Source organism: Brucella sp. TWI432 (assembly GCF_039674445.1).
Classification (GTDB): Bacteria; Pseudomonadota; Alphaproteobacteria; order Rhizobiales; family Rhizobiaceae; genus Brucella; species Brucella chromiisoli.
The window spans coordinates 1-20,277 of sequence record NZ_JBDJNL010000029.1; the positions used below are offsets into that span (position 1 = coordinate 1).

Below are 20,277 nucleotides of genomic sequence, written 5' to 3' on the forward strand. Positions count from 1 at the left end.
AAGCCGCCGCCAGTTCTTCCAATATCTCGCAGTGCTTGAAATTATTAGCCGACAGGAAGCTTTAGCGGCCCTACAAAGCGGCGCTATCCCCGCACCACTGCAAGCCATTATTGATCAGCTTCCAACCGAAGATGACCGGTTCCAAGCGCAGATGTTCATTATCGGTGCGCAAAACTTCAATCGCTTGCATCCCTTAAGCGAAACGGTGCGCCTCTCGTTGGGCTGGTCTGTCGAACAAAAAGACGACTTTTGGCGAGAAGCATACGAACTCTAACAACCGTCTTCGGGCGGTTTTTGTGTTTGAGCCCGGCCATTGCGCCGGGTTTTTTGTTGCCCTCAGTTGGGCTTCACCTATGGAGAAATAAAGATGGCCGAACTTGTAGTTGGCATCCAACATATTCGAGACGGCATCGAAGCATCGACTGCTTTGAATGCCGATATGAGCGTAATCGGTGTTATTGGAACGGCGCCAGATGCGGACGAAACAGTGTTTCCGCTCAATGTTCCAGTGCATCTGTTCACTAACGATACGACGAAGCGTAGCAAGCTTGGGGGCGGCACGCTAGAAGATGCGCTCGTAGGCATTTCGTCCCAGCTGGCAGCTTCAAGCGCTGCGGCAAGCGTCGTCATTGTACGCGTTAAAAAGGGTGCAGACGACAACGAGACCATTGCAAACATCGTTGGTAGTGAAGCAAGCGGAACCGGCATCTGGGCATTTCTGGATGCGCCGGAACTGCTCGGCGTAACCGCACGTCTTTTGATCGCTCCAGGACATACCCACCAGCAAATTTCTGGGCCAAACGTGGTCATTACCAATGCGGGATCGGGTCTAACTGAAGCGCCCACTGTCGCCTTTACCGGTGGTGGAAGCGGTTCGGGAAAAGTTTTGCCGACTGCGCATGCAGTGCTTGGCACTGGCGAAAATGCTGGCAAAGTCGTATCGATCGTAATTGATAAGCTTGGCGAAAATCTCTCTGGCGCAGTGAATGTCACCTTTAGCGGCGGCGGCACAGCAGAGGATAAGGTCATGCCGGCAGCTACAGCCACAATTGAGGTAATGGCGAACGCTGTCTGCTCAAACATTGTTACCGTTGCCGAGCGCACACGTGCCCGCTTCCTGCCAGAAGGCCCTACTGGCTCTCCTGAAGAGGCATTGACCTGGCTAGAAACCCTCCCACGGTCCGCGCATATCTTGCACCCTGTTCGTCAGGTTGCAAAAATTGTCGATGCCGAGGGTAGCATCGTGGAGAAGCCGCTTTCGCCATATGTAATCGCGCTTTATGCGCGTCGAGATGCTGAAGCGGGTGGCGTTCCGGCTTTCTCGATCGCAAACCAGCAACTCTACGGGATCTCGGGCGTATCGCCTCGTATTCCGTTCTCCATTACTGACGCCTCCAATCAGGGCCAGCTGGATATCAGTCGCGGTTTCGGTATCGTGTTCCGCGGTGAGGTCGGTGTGGATGGCTCTCTAACTGATGGCGGATACACGTTTTGGGGAACTGATACGCTTTCGGGAGAAAGCGCTTGGCAGTTCGCTCACGTCAATCGACTCCGCGATTTTATTGAACTTTACCAGGTTAAAACGATCCGAGGCTATCTGGGCAAGTACAACATCACCTTGGCTCTCGTGCAGGCCGTCGTGAATACGATCGAGTCCAAGCTTCGAGATATGCGCAACCGCGATTATCTTCTTGGGTACAAGATCTACTTCACCCCAGCGGACAACTCGACATCACAGTTGCGGCTGGGCTTCCTCAACATCACTTTCCAAGCTGAAGAACCACCGGTATTCCGCAAACTCACTCTGCGTTCGCGCCGTTATGAAGCTGCGCTGGAGTCGCTTGTGTCGAGCATCGCAGTGGCAATCGGTTCGGACGGCACGATCACCTCTCAGTGATCGCCGCCCTTTTAAGATACGGAGCAATAAATGTCCGCTACGATTACAAACCTGAATGCTGCAAACCTTTTCATCGGCGATGACGATCCGACCAGCTCGGAATTCCTTTCGATGAAGTCTGTGAAGCTGCCAAAGCTTACCCGCAACACCAAGGAACACTTGGGCGGTGGCGCTGCGGCAAGTCTGACGCTGGGACTGAACAGCTTTAAAATTGACGCTCTTACGTTCAGTCTGGAAGGCGTCCAACCGCATCTTATGAAGAGGTTTATGGCGAATACGCGCATCAAGTACACTTTCCGCGCCAACCTTTACGACACGCAGACACAAGAGGATATCCCTCTTATCGGTGTCATCGAAGGGAAGATGACGGAGCTTGATCCAGGTGAGTATAGCCCAGATCAGGGCGTCTCGACTGCCTATGCCGTCAATGAGCTCGTTTTCTACGAGCTTACAATCAAAAACGAAGAGAAGATCTACTTCGATTATTTTGCGGGTCCGGCCGGCGTGCGCTTTGATGGTAGAGCGCCAATGTCAACTGTCGCGGCTAATATTGGACTTTCCTGATAGGGACTAAAACGATGAATGCTCCAACTACCGTCATTAATGGCGACACAACAGATCAGGTTGACAGCAATGTCATTAAATTCGACAGCGACAAGCCACGCGAAAAGATGATCCCGCTTGAGTGGCCGGTAACGGTAAACGGCGTGCGTTACGCAGAAGTACGCGTTCGCCGCGTCACCGGCAAAGAAATTCGCGAATATGTTGCGAACTCCCGCGCGGGCAAGAAACTTGCGCCGCCTGTGTTTGATATCCCATTCGAAGTCTATGATGCGCTTGATGCAGACGACGCCGACACACTGGATGAGGCAGGTTTGGATTTTTTGCCCCGTTCTGTTCGCGACGCATCGGAAGGATTTATCCCGCCAACTGGCGAGAGTGCGTCGGATTAGTCGCGAACGTTTTCAATACACCTCTTCCGACGGTCATAGAGATGGATTGGCTGGATATCCTGGCCTTCTATTGTGATGCCTTGAGTCTCCGTCGAGAAGAAATGTTGTTTCAAGCGAAGATCTCTGGCACCAAATTCAAAAGGTGATGTATGGCACGAACGCTTATTGGCGAGCTGCTACTCCGCGTTAAAGCTGATACAAAAGAGGCTCAGACCGTCAGTAACGCGCTTCGGCAGATCGAACAAGACTCCAAAAGGCTCAATTCAGCCCCATGGGGTCTGGGCTTGCAGCGCCAACTTGATAAACTTAAGGCGACGCCGCGCGAGCTTGATCTCGTGCGTCGCAGCTGGGAACAGCTGCATCAAGAATTCCAGTCGCGCAATCTCACTGATGCGATGCGGAAAAATGACATTGCTGCTTGGCGCCAGGCGACTGTTTCACATTTGACTGCCGTTCGAACACGGTTGAACGAAGCGGAAAAGTCTGCTGGTAGACTGCACACTCAATTCGAGAACTTGAAGAAGTTCGGTTACCTTATGGGTGGTGGCTATACCGGCCTTTATGTTGCATCGACGGGTACGAGGGCTGCTCTGACCGCGGCATCACGTGAACGGGTCCAGCAAGCCGAAATGAAATACGCTGGCCTTAGCGAATCAGAGCGTGGAAAAATCGATGCGTCTGCGGATAAATTCGTATCGAAATACAATTTGAATAAAGCAGAAGTTCTGGAGGTTTTGAAGGATTCGTCTCTCAACGCCATTGATACCGATACAGCCTTGAGCATTGCTGATCCAATGATGAGGGCAATGCTTGTACTGAAAAACCTCTTTGGTAAAGAGGGAGCTATCGATGGTCTCCGTGCATTCAACAAAGCCATGGACAACATGGGTGTGCAAGATCCAGAGCTCTACACCAATATGCTTGATGGATATATCCGCTCGCAACAAGTTATTGGTCGTGATATTTCGCCAGAAAGCTATGCACAGGCGATCAAATTCGCACGCGCACCAGGTAAGGCATATGGCAAAGACTTTATCTCCACCTGGCTTCCTTACATGGCGGCAGAAACGGGCGGTTCAGACTCGGGCGGCAAGATCCGAGCAGCTTTTGATAATCTCGCATCGGGCCGCACTCCTGTAGCACAGCTGGAGCGACAGGTTGAGCTCGGGCTTCGTCAGGGCGTTGTCCGTAACAATAAAGGGAAGATCATCGATCCGGGCACACTCACTGAGGCTGATCGCTTCTATGCCAACCCGCTTGAGTGGATGGACGGTGTCCTAAAGCCCGCATTGGTTAAAAAGGGTATCGACGTAAACAACCCCGGCGATATGGCAGCCTACGTCGGCAACATCGTCGGCAACCGACTCGCTGGCGATATGTTGTTTGGTGCCTTGGAGCAATTCGAGCAATACAAGCGTCAAAAAGAAAATCGTGGTGATAACGCGTTCGGTCTGAAAGCTGCCGATACCATTCAGGCAGAAAATCCGTTTGCTGCGTTCGATGCGTTCAAAGACGCAATGTCCAACTTATCCGCAGCTGTCATGCCGATGGATACGATTTCGTCTGGATTGAACACCATGGCGGGCTTGATCAATAACTTCCAGCAGTCACTTCGTGATGGCAACCCTGTTGCATGGGGCGGTTTAGCTCTTGGTGGAACGGCCGTTGTAGGCGGGCCGGTCGCAATGCTCGTCAAAGCAGGGTGGGATCTAATCACTGCCGGTACGGCTTTGAAGGGCTCGGCGGCTGCCCTTGATGCCGCGGCGGCGAAGCTGGGCGCTACAGGTGGTGTGCCTGGTGTTGATACGACGGACACAAAGCCAAAGAACAAAGTTTCATGGATGGCCACGCTCGCCGCTGCTGGAAAATCAGCTGTAGTCGGCGGCGGTCTCACCGCCGCGACAGAGCTATTATCTGACAGTCCAGGGGATACGTTCGAAGAGCAGGTCCGTATTCAGGGTGAGCGCAAGGCAGGTCTACAGAGGGATATTAAGCGATATTTTGGCTGGATTGCGGATAAGGAATTTTGGATCGGTGACGGTTCAACCAGCATTCGCGACCGGCTTAAAATCGACACAGATGGAACTTTCGCGAGCAATCGCACTGCATCGGATGGTTCGATCACACCGCAAGTCGATGGTGAGCAAGCCCTCCAGCAAGCCCACAGCACCGCGGAAGATATCCGCAATGCATTGAATGTCACCGTGGGGCCCACAGTCGACCTGGCTGGAATCAATGCGCTTCAAGCAAAATTGCAGGCATGCGTTGCCACTCTTCAGCAGCTGAAAGTTGGTATCCCATCCACTGTTGCGGATCTCAACAACCAGTTGAACCGGTCCTTCGCGGACCACCAACTTACACCATAAGGACGCTATCCGATGGCGCTGATGATACTTGGCCCCGTGATCTTCGATCTACGGAATAATATCACTGGCCGGTCGCGAAACGCACGAATGGCTTACGCGAAGCATGACGTTATCGGCGCCGCCCCTGTGTATGAAGCAATGGGAGCGGATGAAGCGACGGCAAACCTCGAATGTGTCCTTCATCCTTTCCACTTTGGCGGGCTAGGACGGCTAGAGGCATTACACCTTGCGATGCAAGCTCAAATCCCGCTGTCGCTGCTTAGAGGCGATGGCGTTCCTCTGGGCTGGCACACAATCAATGAAATCGATGAAAAACACGGTGAAATCTCCACGGGCGGCGTTGGCCAAGAAATTACGTTTTCGTTGAAGTTAACCCGTGTTGATACGCCGCTTACGTCAATGGCGACCTCAATTGTGAGCTTACTTCTATGACCCAAGCAGTTCTCGAAGAGGTTGTGAAGGCTGAAGGCTTCACACTTGCACAGATCATTTGGCGTCTTCTCCGGCGCCAGCCCAAAGGCTTCGTAGAAGCCGTTCTCGCATTCAATCCAGAGTTGGCTGACAAAGGCTATCAGCTTCCCGTCGGTACCGTTGTCCGGATTCCATTGGATGCGATCCCTTCTGCCGATCTGGAGACCGCGAGCGCCGAAGTTATCAGTCTCTGGGATTAAGTCATGGCTTTCATCAAGAATAATTTTGTTGTCACTATTGACGGTCGAAATGTGACTTCGATCCTGGATCCTCTCCTTTTAGAGTTGCGGGTTCAGCGCTCAGCTGGCCAGGCAGCCGACAACCTGGATATGACGCTGGCCGATGTTGACGGCCGTATAGCACTGCCCAACAAGCGTTCCACGGTTCATGTCTCAGTTTCGGGGACAGCAATCTTTGACGGCTTCGTAACCGACGTCACATGCGACATCACGAAAGATGAAGGGCGCACAGTTAAACTGTCCGCAAGTTCCGTTGACGAAGGTGGCAGAGCGAAACAGCGAAGCCTCCGCCATAAGGACAAGGCAAAGTTCTCGGAAACAGCTGCGGAGTTTGGTCAGAAGGCGGGCTTTACGGTTAAAACCGTTGGTTCTATCGGCGACGAAGAGCGTGATTACTGGCTGCAACAGAATGAAAGCTTCATTTCTTGGGGCCAGAGAATGGCTCGCGAGATGGGGGCAACGTTCAAAGCGCAGGGAACAAAGGCGATCTTTGTTGCGCGCAACGAGGGCGTCTCTGCATCGGGGAAACCGCTCACCTCGATCTCAGCAGCATGGGGCGATAACCTGATCTCAGCCAGCATCAAGGTGATCACGACAAAGCCTAAATACAGCAAAGTGCGAGTGTCCTATTTCGACAAGGATAAGGGCAAGCGCGTTGATGTAGACGCAGACGTCGATGATACCGATGTGGATGCAATTCTTAGGCAGCACCTTTCGACTGCAACCGAGAAGCATGCTCGAAGTCGTGCCGAAGCGCTGAAGAAAGAATCCATGCGGCAATCGGGACAAGGTTCGATCGAAATTGTCGGCAACGCTCTCGCGGAGCCTGAAGCAAATGTCGATGTATCTGGTGTGCGTGCCGGCGTGGACGGAACTTATCGTATCCATGATCTCGACCACCGGCTGACGAAGCGCGGAGGCTTCCGCACCTCAATTCAGGTTCGCCAGCCCCAAGGTGGCGCTGGGAAAGACAGCCGGACCTAGCAACATTCCACATTTTTGATTGATCCACCGCCCTAGAGGCGGTTTTTTTATGGAGGCGCCTATGCTTGGCACCGGTAGAGCTGAAGCGATCACTGATCGACATATAGCGACTCTTGCAGATCAGCTCGGAGTTCACCCTGCAGATATCGAAGCAATCTCGGAAGTCGAGAGTAACGGCTTTGGCTGGTATCCAGATGGGCGCATCAAGATCCTTTTCGAGAAACACTGGTTTTACAAGTTGATTCCCACGTCGCTGCGAGCTGCGGCGGTTAAAGCCGGGCTTGCACGCAAGGATTGGATCTCTCCTGCGAAGGGCGGTTACAAAGAGCAAAACACTCCTGCTGCTCGATACGATTTGCTCGCCAAGGCTATCAAGTATGATGAAGAGGCGGCTTATCAATCCATCAGTATCGGCCGATACCAGATCATGGGCTTCAATCATGCCATCTGTGGATTTGCTTCGGCCAAGCTGATGTTCGAGCGATTCGTTGACAGCGAAGTCAACCAGCTAAGCGCGTTCGCAGCATTCTTGAAATCGAAGAACCTTATTCCAGCCGTCAAAGCTAGAGACTTTGCTAAGATTGAAGAAGTCTACAATGGCGGTGGTTTAGGCGGTGAATATGCGCTCAAGATGCAGAAAGCTTCCGACCGGCTGCGGGCAGGCAAGTGGAAGGGCTATGTCGCAGGCAGTACGCGTGAACCCGACGAGCCTGCAAAGCCAGAGCCCTCACCAGAAGTTCAGCCAACTAACCTGGTCGCACTAATTTCCTCGACCCTCGCCAAACTCTTCGAACGTTGGAAAGGGGCGTCAAAATGATCTCGTCCGTTCTGGCGCGAATCCTGTTGCGCTACGGTGCCGGCGCAATGGCTGCCATCTTTTTACTTTCCGACGATGTGGCTCATCGGATCTCGACAGATCCCGATGTTGTCCAACTTGTGTCCCTATGTCTCGCATTCGTTGGTGCCGTGCTCTCCGAGAGCCTTTACGTCATGGCGAAGCGCTTTGGCTGGAGAACGTAGCCATGTTTGAAGCTCTAGTGTTCCTGAACACAGTAACCGGTGGCTGGCTAACATATATCGGCTTGGCTCTTATCGGAGCGGTTAGCGTTTATTTCAAAGGCAAAGCCGATGGAAAAACGGTCGAAAAAGAGCGTGCTGCTGAAGCAGAAACTGAAGCAAAAAATGTTTCGAATGAAATAGATAGAAAAGTTGCTTCACAAGATGCTGAAACAAATCGAAAGAGGTTAGGCAAATGGGGAAGATGATCCTTGCCGCTCTACTCATCTCTCTGGCTGGCTGCACCTCAGTAACAGGTTCGTTCTGTTCGATTGCGGCGCCGATATCACTGAGTGAGCGCGCGATTAAAGCAATGACGGACAGCGAAGTAGCCGCTGCCGTGGCTCACAATGAAAAGGGCGCGGCCCTGTGCGGTTGGAAGCCTCCCGCGCGCAAAACTCTTTAAGGGGCACCACGTTGAGCAATCTTCTCGACCAGCTCGGCCTGAAAGATTCCGTTCTTTTGGCTGGCTTCGCTGGGGGCGTCATTCGAGCCCTCTCCCGCGGCCGCTACACGATACGTGAAATCGTGGCTTCACCAGTCTGCGGCGCTCTGGCTGCGGGTTATCTCACCACTCCAATCCTTCACTATCTCCGGGCCGTCAATTTCCCTTTGCCACCGGACGATGGTTCGAACGTTGCGATCCATGCTGGGGCTTTCCTTGTTGGTACCAGCGCGATGTGGATCTCCGATGCGGTTTTCGACTGGTTCACACGCCGCACAGGCCGCAAGCCGAAGGATGGTGAATAATGCCGACGCCGCCACTATCGGATGAAATTTGTCGTCTTACCGTCGATGCATACTTAGCAGCAGGCCGAAACGTTTCGGCCGCTGCAAAATCAGTTGGGCTCAGCCGGAACACATTTGACAGTCGCCTTCGGGTTGCCAGCAAGCGTGGTTTTCTCCTCTCCGATCCCGCTATGCCTGGCTATCACGTGTCTTCGGTCAAAAAGACCACGGACAAGGACGGGGCAACGCTTAGCGAGACCGTTACTCAGAAGCTGGGCGAACCGGAGGAAAAGCCGTTCGAAGTCGGCGAGGGCCGGGTGGTTAAAAAGATCACCTCCCACGTTAAGGACGGTATTGAGGTTCAGAGCTGGATTAGGCACGACGTCGATGCTGAAATGGCTCAGGCTCGTCTAAGAGCCATGGCTCTTGGGCTTACTGATGCTCTTCCACGTGCAGAGCCGGTGACTTCTCCTCTTGGCCTGAACGCCAAACTGCTTTGCCAATACACGGTGACGGATCTGCATCTTGGGTTGTTGTCTTGGAAAGACGAGTCCGGCGCCGACTACGATTTGAAGATTGCAGAAGACCTGATCCTCAAATGGTTTAGAGCTTCCATAGAGGGCTCTCCTCCAGCGAAATACGCTATTCTGGCGCAGCTTGGCGATTTTATGCACTACGACAGCATGGAAGCCAAAACGCCTACCAGCGGCCACGTTTTGGACAGCGACAGCCGTTTCCAGAAGATCGCGAGAGTGGCCGTTCGTGTTGTCCGTAAGATTATCGCGATGCTTCTCGAAAAGCATGAGTTCGTCAAAGTCGTAATGGCTGATGCAAACCATGATCCGGTGTCGGCCACTCTGATGCGAGAATGGATGTCCGCGCATTACGATGAAGAGCCGCGTATCGAAGTAGATACGTCAGCCACCACGTACTATTACCACGAGTTCGGTAATGTTTCGCTGTTCTACCACCATGGGCACCGGCGCAACGTCAAGGACGTCGACAGCGTCTTTGCAGGCAAGTTTCGTGAAGTCTACGGCCGGACCAAGTATTCCTATGCCCATGTCGGCCACCTTCATTCCGATGAGCTGAAAACAACCAATTTAATGAAAGTCGAGCGGCACGAGACATTGGCAGCGCCTTCCTCATACGAAGCTGCTGGCGGTTGGATCTCGGGCCGGTCGGCCAAGGTGATCACATACCATTCCGATTACGGGAAGGTGGGTGAAGAGGTTCGAACTCCTGAGATGGTGATGTGATGGAAGGCCGCAAAGACGATTCTGAAAAGGTCCGTATGGATCTCATTCCTCCTGAAGTCATTTTTGCCTTGGCAACCGTACTCACTTTTGGAGCGACTAAGTACGCCGCTCGAAATTGGGAAAAAGGCATGACTTGGGGAAGGGTATTTGGCGCACTCATGCGGCACATGTGGGCCTGGTGGGGCGGTAAAGCTCCAACCACGAAGAGCTTTCTGTTTGGCGATCTGGATACCGAAACCAACTATTCACACCTCTGGCACGCAATCTGCTGTCTTGCGTTCTTGATCACGTATGAGGAGCGCGGGTTAGGCAAGGATGATAGGGCAACACAATGAAGATCTATTTGGCGGGGCCGATGTCCGGCATTCCGGAATTCAACTTTCCTGCCTTCAAGGCTGCAACAGCCAAGCTGCGTGAGGATGGGCATTACGTTTTCAGCCCAGCCGAGAAAGATATTGAGCGTCATGGCGGCGTGGACATATCCATTGGCAATCAGACCGGCTGCCAAGACGAAGCAGCAAAATCACATGGCTTCTCTCTTCGAGACGCATTGGCAGACGATACCTGGTGGATCTGCAAGGAAGCAGATGCCATCGCCATGCTTCCGGGTTGGGAGAATTCCAAAGGCGCGAGAGCAGAACATGCGCTCGCCTTTGCCCTTGGCCATTCAATTATTTATCTCTAACATCGGCCCCATGTGCTGTCCTCAAGGATGGTGCATGGGGCCTTTTTTGCGTTTTTGGCCTTGTTAGTTCGACGGTCAGACGGGATTCGAACTGAAAAAATTTGTGTGTATCTATGTGTGTAGATGCTATCAGTACGATAAATAAAGCTAATATAAAACAATTATTTAAGGCTAAGAACTAATTGACACCCCCTCCGCCATTAGCATTGATTTCATTGACTTTTTTCAGCTTTTTTATCATTTGTCATTGTAGCGTGTCGCTCGTTTCTGATATTTTGACGCTGGTTATTAGACAAACTCATTGTAGCGTGTCGCGCGGTTTGGCAATTTTGTCACGCGGTTTGGCAGCAAATCAAAGTTTTTAAGCGGCCTTTAAAGGCACTCTAAAAGCCGCCTCAAAGTCTCCTAAGCCGATACGGCTTCTAAACACTCCTGATCACTCGCCGGGATAAAGCCGTAAGCCTCTAAATGATTTGCCGCACGGCTAATCAATTCAACGCCTAAAGGGCCAAGCGCACGACGCCAAAGCTCGGCGGCCGTCTCTCCTGAACGAACAAAGCACCATTCCTGAAAAGCCACGGCACCCGCGTCTAATTCATCATTTAGATGATAGATCGAGCCACCAGCAATTTTATCACCAGCAGCGACGGTGTCTTCAATCGCTCGCTTGCCCCGATGGAGCGGCAGGAGCGACGGGTGGTAGCCGATACAAAACGACGCCGTGTCGCGAACACTTGCAGGCACGAACACATGCGCATGCGCGCAGACGATCAGGTCGAGGCTAAAGCATTCCAGACGGCTCAAGCCTTCAACACTATAGGCGATTGCTTCAATACCGAGGCAAGCTCCCGATCGGTAAAGACGATCGTCGGATGATGGGGCCGCGACATACGCAATCTCGTGATCATTCACCAGAGCGTCGAAGACGGCGGAAGCAAGCCATTTCTGCCCGATAATTCCTATTCTCATTCTCGGATATCTATCCCCTCAATATAACGAAATCCTTGGACTGCACGGAAATGCCCGCCGTAAAGCCCTTTCTTGGTTGTCAAATGGCGTGCACTGCCGCCATGCAGTACGCCAGATGTCTGCGTCCATAGTGGGTCGCGCCGTAAAGCAGACGCCAAGCCCGGATGTGAGGTGTGGAAGAGCGTCGGCATGGGCTTGCCATAACGGTTCTCGCCGCGCCGCCATGCCGCACAAACGGCGTTCAAGAATCGCATACCAACGCCAGCGCCTTGCCATTCAGGCATGACGACAAGACGGCAGGCCCGAGCTTCAACCAAGCCAGGCCGAGTCGATACGCCGAGATGCGCTACGGGTTCGCCGTCAACAAAAGCGACGTAGCACGTCGCCGCGATCATATGGGGCATCTTCAAATAATGATGCGGCTCAAAATACGGCCACCATTGCCAATTGGTTTCTTGGATTTCCACTTCGATTTTTGGCCGTTGCCGATGACACCTCCCGGTGAACTCACCTGTCGCTGTGTCAAAGACCCAATCTGGGTCGAGCCAATCAATAATGTCATAATGGCAAGAAAGCAGGACAGCGCGGCCGCCAGCGCGCCGCCAAGCTTTCCCGAAGGCCAGCGCCCCGATCTTGGCAATCTGGCGGTCCACAACGCTGGTAAACTCATCAATGACAATCTCTTCCGGCCGGTCACAGACGACGCGGGCAAGATCAGCTCGAAACTGCTCACCATTCGAAAGGACGTGATAAGGCCGCAACCAAGACGGCACCGAACCGAGACCAACTGACGATAGCGCGGCCGTGGCGTGGTTGAAGTCACCGTCGCGGGCAATTGCATCAATTATGGGTTCGTTATGAGGCCAATCAAACTTGGCGAAGCGGTCGGCCGCGAATATCTCGCGGCCCATCGATGTCTTGCCAGAACCCGAAGGCCCGACGATGAGGCCGATGCCCCAAGGCATATCTTCAATCGGAAGATCGGCAGTTAACTCAAACCGGCTGCCATCCTCGACGTTGAATAGAGATTTCACTCTTGCGGCGCGATAGGATTGATAATTGTTACAGCTATTGACGATGCTAAGTTTCATATCGCTACGACCTTAATCTGACAGGTGCGAAGCGCATTCAAGGCATCATACAAATGAGCCTGAGATTTTTCATCTTCGCAGACGAGAATCACGCCGTGCTTAGGACGGTACTTGAAACCATTTTCTCCGGGTGCGTTTCCGGGCAAGGTGGGGAGTTTGCTATTCTTGGGCATTATAGGCCGAGGCTCCATACTGTCGCTTTGAGCGATCAGGTTCGGGCTCTATGGGCCTCAAGTGATTGAGAGTGCCACAACGGCGGCACTTTATTTCGATAGGTGTTGTCAGCGGTTCATGTCCAGCTTTAAAAAGTAAAGCGCGGCAACTCCCGCAGCGAACGTCCCTCATTTCCATTATCCAGAGAATCAGTCACAAGCCGCCTGCCCGAAAGGGCAACGGATGCGACAGTTATCTCTAGCTGCTGTCGGGCGGGTTACATCTTGCCGGATTGGTCCCGCCGCCACGAATTGACGTGGCCGTCCCTACTTCAGCGCTTGGCTGAAATCTTCATATTGAGCGCGAACCAGAAGGTCGCGATCACGTAAATTCAAATCTCCTATTGGCTTGCGGCCTGTCAGATCAGGCCAATAATCACCAGCTCCAAGCTTCCAAAGGTGGCGCATGGGCAGACTGTTCACGACAAGGCTGTTTGGCGGGTAAACCTCAATGGCTACAGCTTCGATGCCGAAATGTTCATTTTTGAGCGCCTGCAATTCATCCCATGTAATCGAGCCGTTATGTTCGATCGAGAGCAACCCCCGTGCTTCGTCCAGATGCACGGCCACCACTGCACTGCTGCTTATATATAATGAGTGGTCCATCACTCCTTTCCTTTCTCTGGCGCTTCAAGCTCAATGCTGGTGGTGTAGGTGTCATCAAAGCGATGCTCGACGCTGGCGGCGCGCCATTCGCCGTCAAACTCCTTGCGGAAGCCTTGGGCATTGATTGGTGTATCTGCCATCATTTCAGGCATGCCCGCGATCGTGAGCGAACCTTGGCCGGTCGCGCGTGCCAAGCGGCTGCCTTCAGCTTCTGCCGCTTTCTTGGCCTCGGCCTGAGACGCGTAAACTGTGCGAAGGCGGCGTTCTGGCCCCTCTAGGCCGGTCGAATGTTCTTCGTAAATCGTCTTATTACGGCGCTTGTCGTACCATCCAGCGGCTGCTTTTCCGTATTTGGGGCGCGGCTCAACCGAGAACTCGCCTTCAGAACAATCGCCCTTGTTGATAGTGATCGGCGGAAGGCTACCGCGCTTGAGAAACAAAAAGGTGTTGTCCTTGATTGAGAACAACGCCCCTGTGCGGTCAGCAAGTCGTGTGAGGAAGTCAGCCGCTGATTGCCCTGTACGGGCAATATACTCTATCTTGGTGTTAGCGATTTCGTCGCTGACCTTGGCTTTATAGCTGTGGCGCTTGGCCAGCTGCTCTACGATCTGGCCAACCGTCTCGCCGTCGAAATGTTCCGAGACCGGTTCTTTTACATCAGCGCGTAACTCGGCCGACTTGCAGGATAACGTCAAGCGTTCACCGTCAGAACCGAAATTATAGCTGGCGCGCTCAAAGACGAATGTTCCCATCTTCCATGTGCCGACACCACGAAAACCGAATCGGATTTCAATCTTTGCTCCCTTTTCGGGAATGTTGATCTCATTGCCGACATCATCAAAAACCAATTCCAATGTGTCGGCGCTCTGGCCGGGTTCATCGCGGATGGTTGCGGAAACTAGACGCTGGTAAAAGGCGTCATGAACGGTCTTGCCTGCAATGCTGACTTCGATAAATGGATGCGAACGCGCCATTAGCTCCAAAGCCTCACGGTTCTGACTTCCGTCGAAATGGTGAATTCCGGCATATTGATCGTCGTGCCGAGCGGCAAAATCAGACCGAGCTCTGCAAGACCGGGGTTTGCTTCATAGGTTGCTTCGAGAAAGCCGCCAAGTTTTCCAGCCTGCTTTCTGTTTCCAAGCCAGCGGTAGGCATATTGGAAGCATGCCAGATCAAGCGTCATGTCTTCGGCATCAATTAAAAAGCGGCCTGCGGGGATAAGGCGTGCAGTCATCCAAACAGCCCCACAGGTTTGCCGTCGCCATGATAGGGAGCGACCTCGATCGAGAACTCAATCTTGCGACCATAGCCCTGACGGTTGATAGCTGATTGCGTGTCCTGGACATTCAGAATGACAACACGGCCGAACAAGTTTGCGGCCATGGACATGCCGATGGCCCAACCCATCATTGTGACTGGCTGCGCTGCCGCTTGCGTGACGCGGATCGCTTCAAATTCGGCTTTACCGCCGACCTCATCAGGGAACAGCAGACCTGAGATCGTCATACTGTCGTCACCATAGCCTGTGAACTGGCGACCAGGGCGACCACCGAAGCGGCTGATTGACGGCCACAGAGCTTCGGTCGATCGTTCCAGCTGCTGAAAGTTCAAAGGCGCAATCTCAAAAATATGTGGGCCGAGGGCGAGCAACGGTGTTCCCATTATTCCGTACCTCCATGAAGCGCACCGGATTTGCGGCTCATATACTGCGCGCCAATTCTACCGATCGCAGCGCCTGCGGCGTTGCCGGTTGCAACCGGATCAGAAGTGCCGTTGATGGTCATCGGTGCATGTATTGTCACATTTGGAGTTTGTAAAACTTCGATCGTCTGCTTGACGTTTGCATCCCCGGCCGGGTTCATTAGATTGGTCATAGGGTCTTCACCGCTGGGGATGCCGCGCGGGACAAGCGCACCGGCCGCGCCCGAATTGACAGCGTCTGATGCCGCAGCAACACCTTTCCCGGCCAGCTCCATAAGATAGGTCAACCAAGCCGGAGGCGTCGGCCAGTTAATGTTCAGATCGAAATTGAGAAGACCTTTCAGCCATTCGATTTTTGTATTGAACCAGCCTTCAATGCTCGCCCAAATGGACTTTAAGCCGTCCCATAGCGAATTCATCCAGCTCATGCCGACATCATAGAACTGCTTGGCCTTGGCTTTCCCCCACGCGGCAAGCGCCTCGGCCGGGACTACGCCTTGCTCAAGCCCCATCATAGTGTTGGCGCGATCTTTCACGCCTTGCCACATCTCGCCGAACCAAGTTTGCTCTACGTCCTGCTCGATCTTGCTCCAGCGCTCCGCATTCTTACGCAGCTGATCCAGCCGTTCTTCCGGCGTGCGGCCAAAGTCGTCAAAGATTTCGAAGCCCATGGAAATCATCCATGTGGCGGCGGCCATCCGACGCAGAGCAGTTCGCATCATTTGCGCCCGGCCTTGCGTTGCACCAATCTCCCGCGCTGCTTGCCGTGCGCCTGAAACGATACCCCTCATACCAGTCGCGACAACGCGCGAAGTGCCAGCAAACAAGCCAAATGCTCGTCGGGCAGCTTCAGCGCCTAAGCGCATCAGAAGCCAGCCTTTGGCAACATTGCGGCCCGCACTATTGAACTTCAGGAAGAAGCCGAGCAGCGGAAGAAAGCCTGCTCTCATTCCAGCAAAGGCAAACCCCAACACCTTTCCCGCGATCGAAAGTCCCATCAGCGCTGCAATTGCCGTAACAATCTGCTTGGTGAGTTCGGGATTCGCAGACGACCATTCTGCAAACTGATCGATAATCGCGCCAACCTGGGTGGCAAGTTCAAGCAAGGTCGGCAACAAGGCGTCGCCGATAACAATGGCTCCACGATTGAGCTTATTGACCAATAAATCCCACTTCTTGACCGCGCCTTCAGCCTGTTTTTCGGCTTCTTCAGTTGCAGAACCGGCATAATTGCTCTGCTCTGCTACCAGTTTCAGAGCCTGCGCAAGCAGCTGCGGGTTATCGATCAGCTTGGCGAAGTCTTTGACATAATCCTGACCGACGATGTCCTTCAACGCGGCCTTGCCTTCATCACCCTTTGAAGCAAGCAATTCGAAAAACTTCAGGATCGCGCCTGTGCCATCCGTCTGAATATCCTTGAGCAACTGCTCACGCGAAACCCCAATACCTTTGAATGCCGCGTCGATCCGTTTGCCACCAGCAAGAACGCGCGTTGCGAAAGCATTAAAGCCGCGTGCAGCGGTTTCAGGCACAGCGCCAGCCGCGACCATCGCCGTACCAAAAGCCGCGACTTCCACTGCATTTATCTTCAGAATGCCTGCGGCACTTGCGGCGCGGTTTGTGAAATTGGTAATTTCTTCGGCCTTGGCGGCCATGTTATTCGACAGATGATTGGTTGCGTCTCCGAGATCTTCGATCCCTTCCTGATTGAGCCGGTAGACGTTGCGTAGCTTGGCGAAGCGCTCACCGATTTCTTGACCCGCCATGTCAAAGGCGACCGAGGCTTTCGCAACATAGCTGGAAAATGCTTCCAGTTCTTGCTGCGGCACGCCACCCTGCGCGGCTTCCGACATCAGCTCAAGCAAGTCCTTCGCAGCGATAGGTATCAGCGCGCTCGTATCTAGCGCGAATTTACGTAGCTGCTTGACGCGTTCAAGCGGAACATTATTGAGGACTTTTTCCAGCCCTTTCATGGACTGGTCAAACTGTGCCGCCTTTATGACAGGAGCGGCGATTGTCATCGCCTGTCCAAACGCGCCCCACAAGCGACTTCTCGCTTTGGACAAACGCTGTTCTGCGCTTTTGGTGGCGGCGTCGATATTCTCTATCGAGAAGCCTTTTTTAATGGCATCGCCAAAACCATTCTTGGCGCTGTCGATGCCTTTGCCAATACCTTGCAAAGCCCCGCGCACCTTCTGCGCAGGGCCACTGACCTGATCAATCAACCGGATAAGAAGCGAAACATCCATATTATTCTTCCGGTTGCGTACGGCCTGTCAAACGGGGGATTTCAGCCCGATAGGCAAGCAATTCAGCCCAAGGGAGCCGGTCTATGTCGTCTGGTCGCCAGCGGAAGCAGGCTGCTGCGTCTGCTCCGAACTCGTAGACGCGAAAGATCGGAGTGCCGGAAAAAAATCGACAAGACCCTGAGCAAACTTCACCAGGTCGAACGGGTCGATTTGATCAATGAATGCGGGTTCTTCATCGCACATGCTGGCGATGATCTTGGTCAACTCGTCCAAGACGCCGTAATCAAAAACCTTGCTGATCACGTCGACGGCAAGCTTGCCCATATCGACGTTGTCTTTATCGATCTTGACGGCAGAGGGCTCTTGGTCACCAATGATGCCTTTGAGAATATCCGCTCCGAGCAACACGGCCAGACGCTTGACATGAACGGTTCGCGGGCGGCGCATGGTGACGCTGTCGCGGGTGGCTTCCTTGCCGTCTGTACCTTTAACCGGCACCGGGAAATCGAGATTGATTTTAACTTCGAGCTTTGGCTTAACGTCTGACATGTCGTTTCCTTTTATCCGAACAGAACGCGGCGGCGCGCCGTGTTATAGGGCTGGAAATTCCAAATATCCCAGCCGCCCTTCTTGAAGGCGAAACGATGCATGATCTGGTTGTCCCAATACTCGGTATAGGTCCAGATGCTCTTGATTTCATGATCGTAGCCGGTGGCTTTGCCGCCCGACAGTTCTTCGCCTTCAATCTTGCTCAAGCGCCCCTGCACATCGATGGCGTGTTCGTGTTCCTTGCCATCCTCCTCAGAGATCACCAGCTTGCGGCCCGTGAAATTCTGCCGAATGCCAGGAGGGCCACCGAAAAGCCCAATGGTTTCGGGCGTATGGCTCTTGAGCTTGAACGGCATGACGAATGCCTTCACGCCGAGGCCTGCGATTTCAACTTCCATGTCGGAGCCGCCCGGCTGGAAGGTTTCTGTCGTTTCTTCCAGCGCTGGCAGCTTCATCGTCTCAATGTCGAGCGCAAAGTTGGCGTTGTCGTTCACATAGAGCGTAAAGCCCCGAACAATTCGAAGGGTCATATGCCTTGCTCCTGTCAGGCTGCGATCAGATCGCCAATGGTGTTGGAGAAAGAGACAGTCGTGCGGCGCTGGATTTCAGCGGCAAGATTGTCGAAATAGGCTTCGTTACGGCGCGATCCGAAAATCAGGTCTTCCAGCGGCGGTGCTTCCTCGGCATCAAACTCAACGCGCAGCTTGCCGTCGCGCAGGCTGGCATTGGTGTTGCTGTCCCGGTCCCAAAATGCCCGACCGCCCAGAATGGCCCCGACAACCGTCAATTCGTCCAGAAGCTGCTGAAGTGAGCGGAGAACCGCCATGACATGCTGCGCGGAGAGATTGTCGTCATTGGCCCAGCGGAAAGACGAAATAATCGTCTTCTCAATCGTGGCGCGGGTGCGCACAACATTGATGAACTTCCACAATGGATCGTCTGAAGCCGTGCGATTGCCCCAAAGGATACGGCCATTGGCCGAGAATTGGCCACCGGAACTTTGTACCAGCCGCGCCGGAATAAAGGTTGCAATGCCAGCTTGATTGAGCAGATTGGCTTCGTGATCGATTTCGCCGTCGAAATAGGTGATTGGACGCGCGGTTCCGAGAATGCCTTGCGTTTCCTGATTGGAAGGCGACCAGTAGGGGCCACCTTTGGCCTTGTCTTTCTTGACGATAAGACCTGCTGCAAACGGCGAAGCAGGTTTTGCAACAATATTAGTCCCGCTGGCGACGCGAACAAACGGATCGATCAAATAGACATAGCGCGATGCGAAATCAGCCCGATATTCAAGGCTCTTTTCGCGGGTCGGTCCACCTGTATCAAGAACGGCAATAGCACGAAGCTTGGACGCGATCTGTTGCAGAGCATCCGCAACCGGATTTTTGGCATTGTCAACACGTCCGGCAGAATAACCAGGTGCAAGCAGGATATCCGGCTCAACACCGACATGGCCCTTGGCATAAGAAAGCGCATGCACACCTGTCATGGCAGCGGCGGAGCCGACCAGATTAGCCATGGTGGCTTCATTATTCTCGCCCTGTTCGACACGGGAAAAAACCAGTTGTGCCTCAACACCTTGGGCGCGGACGGCATTTACAATGTCGATTGCATTGCCGCTCGTGCCAAGTGCTGCAACCTTGTCAGCCTCATGCGTGTAAAAGGCTACGGGCTCATTGAGTGGGAAAAGTGCAGTATCAGCATCCGGCGCGATGACAGCCGCGCCAATGGTGGACACATCCGCGACTTCCATAGGCCGGGCTTCACTGCCAGCATCTATAACGCGGGTGCCATGATTGAAAGGTGAAATGGCCATTAAGTGTCTCCAAAACCCGTTCTAAAGGGCGCTTAAAACCGTCTTGGAGAGAATAGTCAGAGCCGAAAACAAAACGCCCCTGACAGTGTCAGGGGCGGGCAAAACCAATGGCCTGAAAGATGAGGGCATCTTACGCAGAAGATCGGCGTTCGCCAAGACACCTTATCACGATCATAGCTTATAAGCTTCTCGCCAGAAATCGTCTTTCTGCTCAATCGTCCAGTCCAGCGACAGCCGAACCGTTTCGCTTAAGGGATGCAAGCGATTGAAGTTTTGCGCACCGATAATGAACATCTGCGCTTGGAACCGGTCATCTTCGGTTGGAAGCTGATCAATAATGGCTTGCAGAGGTGCGGGGATTGCCCCGCTTTGTAGGGCCGCTAAAGCTTCCTGTCGGCTAATAATTTCAAGCACTGCGAGATATTTGAAGAACTGGCGGCGGCTG

General features: G+C 53.4%; 25 protein-coding genes and 2 pseudogenes. 15 read left to right on the top strand and 12 right to left on the bottom strand.

What is annotated here, in order from left to right:
* The 15 genes and pseudogenes from ABE527_RS20255 to ABE527_RS20325 form a co-directional block, all read left to right on the top strand.
* A pseudogene (locus ABE527_RS20255) lies at positions 1–274 on the top strand (hypothetical protein); the annotation flags it as partial.
* A 93-nt stretch (positions 275–367) separates the two neighbouring features.
* Entirely contained in the window at positions 368–1,897 is a 1,530-nt protein-coding gene (locus tag ABE527_RS20260; protein WP_499698128.1) for a phage tail sheath protein, read from the top strand.
* 30 nt (positions 1,898–1,927) lie between these two features.
* Positions 1,928–2,461, top strand: coding sequence for a phage major tail tube protein (locus ABE527_RS20265; protein WP_499698129.1), 534 nt, complete (start codon positions 1,928–1,930; stop codon positions 2,459–2,461).
* A 14-nt stretch (positions 2,462–2,475) separates the two neighbouring features.
* On the top strand, positions 2,476–2,850 hold the full coding sequence (locus ABE527_RS20270; protein ID WP_499698130.1) for a phage tail assembly protein: 375 nt from the start codon (positions 2,476–2,478) through the stop codon (positions 2,848–2,850).
* A gap of 149 nt (positions 2,851–2,999) precedes the next feature.
* A complete protein-coding gene (locus ABE527_RS20275; RefSeq protein WP_499698131.1) occupies positions 3,000–5,216 on the top strand; it encodes a hypothetical protein in 2,217 nt (738 codons plus the stop codon).
* Between the two features lie 12 nt (positions 5,217–5,228).
* Entirely contained in the window at positions 5,229–5,648 is a 420-nt protein-coding gene (locus ABE527_RS20280; RefSeq protein WP_499698132.1) for a phage tail protein, read from the top strand.
* Positions 5,645–5,887: a tail protein X gene (locus ABE527_RS20285; RefSeq protein ID WP_499698133.1), complete on the top strand. Its 243-nt coding sequence runs from the start codon at positions 5,645–5,647 to the stop codon at positions 5,885–5,887. Before ABE527_RS20280 ends, ABE527_RS20285 begins: the two co-directional genes overlap by 4 nt.
* 3 nt (positions 5,888–5,890) lie before the next feature.
* On the top strand, positions 5,891–6,910 hold the full coding sequence (locus tag ABE527_RS20290; protein ID WP_499698134.1) for a phage late control D family protein: 1,020 nt from the start codon (positions 5,891–5,893) through the stop codon (positions 6,908–6,910).
* A gap of 61 nt (positions 6,911–6,971) precedes the next feature.
* Positions 6,972–7,727: an N-acetylmuramidase family protein gene (locus ABE527_RS20295; RefSeq protein WP_499698135.1), complete on the top strand. Its 756-nt coding sequence runs from the start codon at positions 6,972–6,974 to the stop codon at positions 7,725–7,727.
* Positions 7,724–7,930 (top strand): hypothetical protein, encoded by a 207-nt coding sequence (locus ABE527_RS20300; RefSeq protein ID WP_499698136.1) that lies wholly within the window; start codon positions 7,724–7,726, stop codon positions 7,928–7,930. Before ABE527_RS20295 ends, ABE527_RS20300 begins: the two co-directional genes overlap by 4 nt.
* A gap of 2 nt (positions 7,931–7,932) precedes the next feature.
* Positions 7,933–8,175, top strand: coding sequence for a hypothetical protein (locus tag ABE527_RS20305; protein ID WP_499698137.1), 243 nt, complete (start codon positions 7,933–7,935; stop codon positions 8,173–8,175).
* Between the two features lie 208 nt (positions 8,176–8,383).
* The gene (locus ABE527_RS20310; RefSeq protein WP_499698138.1) at positions 8,384–8,716 is read left to right on the top strand and encodes a hypothetical protein; all 333 of its coding nucleotides are present in this window, start codon (positions 8,384–8,386) and stop codon (positions 8,714–8,716) included.
* A complete protein-coding gene (locus tag ABE527_RS20315) occupies positions 8,716–9,954 on the top strand; it encodes a helix-turn-helix domain-containing protein (protein WP_499698139.1) in 1,239 nt (412 codons plus the stop codon). Before ABE527_RS20310 ends, ABE527_RS20315 begins: the two co-directional genes overlap by 1 nt.
* The gene (locus tag ABE527_RS20320) at positions 9,954–10,289 is read left to right on the top strand and encodes a dATP/dGTP diphosphohydrolase domain-containing protein (RefSeq protein WP_499698140.1); all 336 of its coding nucleotides are present in this window, start codon (positions 9,954–9,956) and stop codon (positions 10,287–10,289) included. The genes ABE527_RS20315 and ABE527_RS20320 overlap by 1 nt, the downstream gene beginning before the upstream one ends.
* Complete coding sequence (locus tag ABE527_RS20325; protein ID WP_499698141.1) at positions 10,286–10,639, top strand: DUF4406 domain-containing protein; 354 nt, start codon at positions 10,286–10,288, stop codon at positions 10,637–10,639. The genes ABE527_RS20320 and ABE527_RS20325 overlap by 4 nt, the downstream gene beginning before the upstream one ends.
* Positions 10,640–11,044: 405 nt before the next feature.
* Here the strand turns inward: ABE527_RS20325 and ABE527_RS20330 are convergent, their stop codons facing one another.
* The 12 genes and pseudogenes from ABE527_RS20330 to ABE527_RS20385 form a co-directional block, all read right to left on the bottom strand.
* Positions 11,045–11,608 carry a formyltransferase family protein gene (locus tag ABE527_RS20330; protein WP_499698142.1) on the bottom strand — a complete coding sequence of 188 codons (564 nt, stop codon included), beginning with the start codon at positions 11,606–11,608 and terminating at the stop codon, positions 11,045–11,047.
* Positions 11,605–12,699 carry a GNAT family N-acetyltransferase gene (locus tag ABE527_RS20335; RefSeq protein WP_499698143.1) on the bottom strand — a complete coding sequence of 365 codons (1,095 nt, stop codon included), beginning with the start codon at positions 12,697–12,699 and terminating at the stop codon, positions 11,605–11,607. Before ABE527_RS20335 ends, ABE527_RS20330 begins: the two co-directional genes overlap by 4 nt.
* A 159-nt stretch (positions 12,700–12,858) precedes the next feature.
* A complete protein-coding gene (locus ABE527_RS20340) occupies positions 12,859–13,050 on the bottom strand; it encodes a Com family DNA-binding transcriptional regulator (RefSeq protein ID WP_499698144.1) in 192 nt (63 codons plus the stop codon).
* A gap of 128 nt (positions 13,051–13,178) precedes the next feature.
* Positions 13,179–13,517, bottom strand: a complete 339-nt coding sequence (locus ABE527_RS20345) for a DUF7694 domain-containing protein (RefSeq protein WP_499698145.1) — start codon at positions 13,515–13,517, stop codon at positions 13,179–13,181.
* On the bottom strand, positions 13,517–14,491 hold the full coding sequence (locus tag ABE527_RS20350) for a phage late control D family protein (RefSeq protein ID WP_499698146.1): 975 nt from the start codon (positions 14,489–14,491) through the stop codon (positions 13,517–13,519). The genes ABE527_RS20345 and ABE527_RS20350 overlap by 1 nt, the downstream gene beginning before the upstream one ends.
* Positions 14,491–14,751, bottom strand: a complete 261-nt coding sequence (locus ABE527_RS20355) for a tail protein X (RefSeq protein ID WP_499698147.1) — start codon at positions 14,749–14,751, stop codon at positions 14,491–14,493. Before ABE527_RS20355 ends, ABE527_RS20350 begins: the two co-directional genes overlap by 1 nt.
* Positions 14,748–15,179, bottom strand: coding sequence for a phage tail protein (locus ABE527_RS20360; RefSeq protein WP_499698148.1), 432 nt, complete (start codon positions 15,177–15,179; stop codon positions 14,748–14,750). The genes ABE527_RS20355 and ABE527_RS20360 overlap by 4 nt, the downstream gene beginning before the upstream one ends.
* Complete coding sequence (locus tag ABE527_RS20365) at positions 15,179–17,467, bottom strand: phage tail tape measure protein (protein WP_499698149.1); 2,289 nt, start codon at positions 17,465–17,467, stop codon at positions 15,179–15,181. Before ABE527_RS20365 ends, ABE527_RS20360 begins: the two co-directional genes overlap by 1 nt.
* A gap of 81 nt (positions 17,468–17,548) precedes the next feature.
* The gene (locus ABE527_RS20370; RefSeq protein WP_499698150.1) at positions 17,549–18,016 is read right to left on the bottom strand and encodes a hypothetical protein; all 468 of its coding nucleotides are present in this window, start codon (positions 18,014–18,016) and stop codon (positions 17,549–17,551) included.
* 11 nt (positions 18,017–18,027) lie between these two features.
* Positions 18,028–18,546 (bottom strand): phage major tail tube protein, encoded by a 519-nt coding sequence (locus tag ABE527_RS20375; RefSeq protein WP_499698151.1) that lies wholly within the window; start codon positions 18,544–18,546, stop codon positions 18,028–18,030.
* Between the two features lie 14 nt (positions 18,547–18,560).
* Positions 18,561–19,832, bottom strand: coding sequence for a phage tail sheath subtilisin-like domain-containing protein (locus tag ABE527_RS20380; RefSeq protein WP_499698152.1), 1,272 nt, complete (start codon positions 19,830–19,832; stop codon positions 18,561–18,563).
* Between the two features lie 171 nt (positions 19,833–20,003).
* Positions 20,004–20,277, bottom strand: a pseudogene (locus ABE527_RS20385) (hypothetical protein); the annotation flags it as partial.

What these genes read in the sequence shown, in the direction of transcription:
- ABE527_RS20260 (WP_499698128.1), top strand. Translation starts at nt 368, where the DNA reads ATGGCCGAACTTGTAGTTGGCATCCAACATATTCGAGACGGCATCGAA.
- ABE527_RS20265 (WP_499698129.1), top strand. Translation starts at nt 1,928, where the DNA reads ATGTCCGCTACGATTACAAACCTGAATGCTGCAAACCTTTTCATCGGC.
- ABE527_RS20270 (WP_499698130.1), top strand. Translation starts at nt 2,476, where the DNA reads ATGAATGCTCCAACTACCGTCATTAATGGCGACACAACAGATCAGGTT.
- ABE527_RS20275 (WP_499698131.1), top strand. Translation starts at nt 3,000, where the DNA reads ATGGCACGAACGCTTATTGGCGAGCTGCTACTCCGCGTTAAAGCTGAT.
- ABE527_RS20280 (WP_499698132.1), top strand. Translation starts at nt 5,229, where the DNA reads ATGGCGCTGATGATACTTGGCCCCGTGATCTTCGATCTACGGAATAAT.
- ABE527_RS20285 (WP_499698133.1), top strand. Translation starts at nt 5,645, where the DNA reads ATGACCCAAGCAGTTCTCGAAGAGGTTGTGAAGGCTGAAGGCTTCACA.
- ABE527_RS20290 (WP_499698134.1), top strand. Translation starts at nt 5,891, where the DNA reads ATGGCTTTCATCAAGAATAATTTTGTTGTCACTATTGACGGTCGAAAT.
- ABE527_RS20295 (WP_499698135.1), top strand. Translation starts at nt 6,972, where the DNA reads ATGCTTGGCACCGGTAGAGCTGAAGCGATCACTGATCGACATATAGCG.
- ABE527_RS20300 (WP_499698136.1), top strand. Translation starts at nt 7,724, where the DNA reads ATGATCTCGTCCGTTCTGGCGCGAATCCTGTTGCGCTACGGTGCCGGC.
- ABE527_RS20305 (WP_499698137.1), top strand. Translation starts at nt 7,933, where the DNA reads ATGTTTGAAGCTCTAGTGTTCCTGAACACAGTAACCGGTGGCTGGCTA.
- ABE527_RS20315 (WP_499698139.1), top strand. Translation starts at nt 8,716, where the DNA reads ATGCCGACGCCGCCACTATCGGATGAAATTTGTCGTCTTACCGTCGAT.
- ABE527_RS20320 (WP_499698140.1), top strand. Translation starts at nt 9,954, where the DNA reads ATGGAAGGCCGCAAAGACGATTCTGAAAAGGTCCGTATGGATCTCATT.
- ABE527_RS20325 (WP_499698141.1), top strand. Translation starts at nt 10,286, where the DNA reads ATGAAGATCTATTTGGCGGGGCCGATGTCCGGCATTCCGGAATTCAAC.
- ABE527_RS20330 (WP_499698142.1), bottom strand. Translation starts at nt 11,608, where the DNA reads ATGAGAATAGGAATTATCGGGCAGAAATGGCTTGCTTCCGCCGTCTTC.
- ABE527_RS20335 (WP_499698143.1), bottom strand. Translation starts at nt 12,699, where the DNA reads ATGAAACTTAGCATCGTCAATAGCTGTAACAATTATCAATCCTATCGC.
- ABE527_RS20340 (WP_499698144.1), bottom strand. Translation starts at nt 13,050, where the DNA reads ATGGAAATGAGGGACGTTCGCTGCGGGAGTTGCCGCGCTTTACTTTTT.
- ABE527_RS20345 (WP_499698145.1), bottom strand. Translation starts at nt 13,517, where the DNA reads ATGGACCACTCATTATATATAAGCAGCAGTGCAGTGGTGGCCGTGCAT.
- ABE527_RS20350 (WP_499698146.1), bottom strand. Translation starts at nt 14,491, where the DNA reads ATGGCGCGTTCGCATCCATTTATCGAAGTCAGCATTGCAGGCAAGACC.
- ABE527_RS20355 (WP_499698147.1), bottom strand. Translation starts at nt 14,751, where the DNA reads ATGACTGCACGCCTTATCCCCGCAGGCCGCTTTTTAATTGATGCCGAA.
- ABE527_RS20360 (WP_499698148.1), bottom strand. Translation starts at nt 15,179, where the DNA reads ATGGGAACACCGTTGCTCGCCCTCGGCCCACATATTTTTGAGATTGCG.
- ABE527_RS20365 (WP_499698149.1), bottom strand. Translation starts at nt 17,467, where the DNA reads ATGGATGTTTCGCTTCTTATCCGGTTGATTGATCAGGTCAGTGGCCCT.
- ABE527_RS20370 (WP_499698150.1), bottom strand. Translation starts at nt 18,016, where the DNA reads ATGTCAGACGTTAAGCCAAAGCTCGAAGTTAAAATCAATCTCGATTTC.
- ABE527_RS20375 (WP_499698151.1), bottom strand. Translation starts at nt 18,546, where the DNA reads ATGACCCTTCGAATTGTTCGGGGCTTTACGCTCTATGTGAACGACAAC.
- ABE527_RS20380 (WP_499698152.1), bottom strand. Translation starts at nt 19,832, where the DNA reads ATGGCCATTTCACCTTTCAATCATGGCACCCGCGTTATAGATGCTGGC.